Genomic DNA, 2,500 nt, shown 5'->3' on the forward strand with positions numbered 1-2,500 from the left:
TACCGGCGCCACGTGGAGCGCCTGGAGGCGGCACTGGCTGATCCGGGAACGGCGATGGCAGCGACCGAGGCGCTGCGCGGGCTGATTGATGCGATCCTAGTCTTCCCCGGGGAGCGGCGCGGCGAGATCACGGTGTCGCTGCGGGGTGACTTGGCGGCGTTCCTGCACGCGGCCGGGGCGCCGGAGAGTGGCGTTGGTGTTGGTGGGGATCCCGGGGCGCCGAACAGCAAAAAGGCCGCGCTCCGGATGGAGAACGGCCGTTCTGGTCTTGGTTGTGGAGTATTGGGAACGTTGGATGCGGGGACAGGATTTGAACCTGTGACCTTCAGGTTATGAGCCTGACGAGCTACCGGGCTGCTCCACCCCGCGGTGGTGTGTTGATGGAGGATCCGGCCTGGTGGCCCGGCGGCGACCGACTCTCCCGCGTCTTGAGACGCAGTACCATGGGCGCTGGGGTGTTTCACGGCCGTGTTCGGGATGGGAACGGGTGTAGCAACCCCGCGATAACCACCGGGCCACCGGGCCGGATCCTCTGGATGGTGATGTGATGATGTGTTGTGTGTGCGTGCGTGGCTTGGCGCTGTGCGCGGTGGTCGCCGGAGCGACCGTGCGGTGGTGCTAGGGGTATGGAGTTCTATCGGGCGATTAGGACCGCTCGGCTGAATGGGTTGCCCCACGTATACCTGCGGCCTATCGACGTGGTGGTCTACCACGGCCCTTAGGGAGACCTCGTCTTGAGGCTGGTTTCCCGCTTAGATGCCTTCAGCGGTTATCCATTCCGCACTTGGCTACCCGGCGATGCCACTGGCGTGACAACCGGTGCACCAGAGGTGCGTCCTTCCCGGTCCTCTCGTACTAGGGAAAGATCCTCTCAAGTCTCCAACACCCACGGCAGATAGGGACCGAACTGTCTCACGACGTTCTAAACCCAGCTCACGTACCGCTTTAATCGGCGAACAGCCGAACCCTTGGGACCTGCTCCAGCCCCGGGATGCGATGAGCCGACATCGAGGTGCCAAACCTCCCCGTCGATGTGGACTCTTGGGGGAGATCAGCCTGTTATCCCTAGAGTACCTTTTATCCGTTGAGCGATGGCCCTTCCACGCGGGACCACCGGATCACTAAGGCCGACTTTCGTCCCTGCTCGTGCTGTCGCACTCGCAGTCAGGCGGGCTTGTGCCTTTGCACTCAACAGCCGATGTCCGACCGGCTTGAGCCCACCATCGCGCGCCTCCGTTACCTTTTGGGAGGCGACCGCCCCAGTCAAACTGCCCACCAGGCAGGGTCCCGACCCCGGGTGACGGGGTTCGGTTAGACGCCAGAAAGGCGCAGGGTGGTATTTCAAGGTTGCCTCCACCAGAGCTGGCGCCCCGGCTTCAATGGCTCCCACCTATCCTACACAGCCCCTTCCTGGCGCCACTGCCAAGCTGCAGTAAAGGTTCATAGGGTCTTTCCGTCTGACCGCGGGTACCCCGCATCTTCACGGGGAATTCAATTTCACTGAGTCCATACCGGAGACAGTGGGGAGGTCGTTACGCCATTCGTGCAGGTCGGAACTTACCCGACAAGGAATTTCGCTACCTTAGGACCGTTATAGTTACGGCCGCCGTTTACCGGGGCTTCAGTTCGGAGCTTGCACTCCTCCCTTTAACCTTCCGGCACCGGGCAGGCGTCAGACCCTATACGTCATCTCTCGATTTCGCAGAGCCCTGTGTTTTTACTAAACAGTCGCCACCCCCTGGTCTGTGCCACCCACCCATGGTTGCCCACAGATGGGTCCCGCTTATCGCTAACTTACGCGGGCAATTTGCCTAGTTCCTTCGGTATGGTTCTCTCAAGCGCCTTGGAATACTCATCCAGTCCACCTGTGTCGGTTTCGGGTACGGTCCATATGCCAGAGCTATTTCCCGGACCGATCCAACCGCCACCCCAATCCGATAAGGGATGACAGAACTTCACGGCCGTCACTTCTGGCGGGCCCAGGAATATTCACCTGGTTCCCATCGGCTACGGCTCTCGCCCTCGCCTTAGGGGCCGGCTCACCCTGCGCGGATTAACCTTGCGCAGGAACCCTTGGACTTTCGGCGACAGAGTTTCTCACTCTGTTTGTCGTTACTCATGTCCGCATTCGCACTTCCGATACCTCCACGGCCCCTCACGGGTACCGCTTCGCAGGCCTACGGAACGCTCCGCTACCGCGTGCATTGCTGCACACCCACAGCTTCGGCAGATGGCTTGAGCCCCGGTACATTTTCGCCGCAAGACAGCTTGTTTAGACCAGTGAGCTATTACGCTTTCTTTAAAGGATGGCTGCTTCTAAGCCAACCTCCTGGTTGTTTTGGCCGTCTCACATGCTTTCCCACTTAGCCATCATTTGGGGGCCTTAGCTGGTGGTCTGGGTTGTTTCCCTCTCGACAATGGACCTTAGCACCCACTGTCTGTCTGCCCGCCTGCACTCATCGGCATTCGGAGTTCGGTAGGGTTTGGTAGGGCTTTGGGC

The 2,500-nt window shown here is 60.5% G+C and carries 1 tRNA gene and 2 rRNA genes (1 of these 3 cut by a window edge); all 3 read right to left on the reverse strand.

Annotated features, from left to right (window positions below):
* Positions 1 to 292 precede the first annotated feature (292 nt).
* Positions 293 to 369, reverse strand: a tRNA-Met gene (locus tag GXW76_RS24645).
* Between the two features lie 31 nt (positions 370 to 400).
* A 5S ribosomal RNA gene (rrf, locus tag GXW76_RS24650) occupies positions 401 to 515 on the reverse strand.
* A gap of 109 nt (positions 516 to 624) precedes the next feature.
* A 23S ribosomal RNA gene (locus GXW76_RS24655) occupies positions 625 to 2,500 on the reverse strand; it runs 863 nt beyond the window's last position.

The sequence above is a fragment of the Neoroseomonas soli genome, assembly GCF_018129065.1.
Lineage (GTDB): Bacteria > Pseudomonadota > Alphaproteobacteria > Acetobacterales > Acetobacteraceae > Neoroseomonas > Neoroseomonas soli.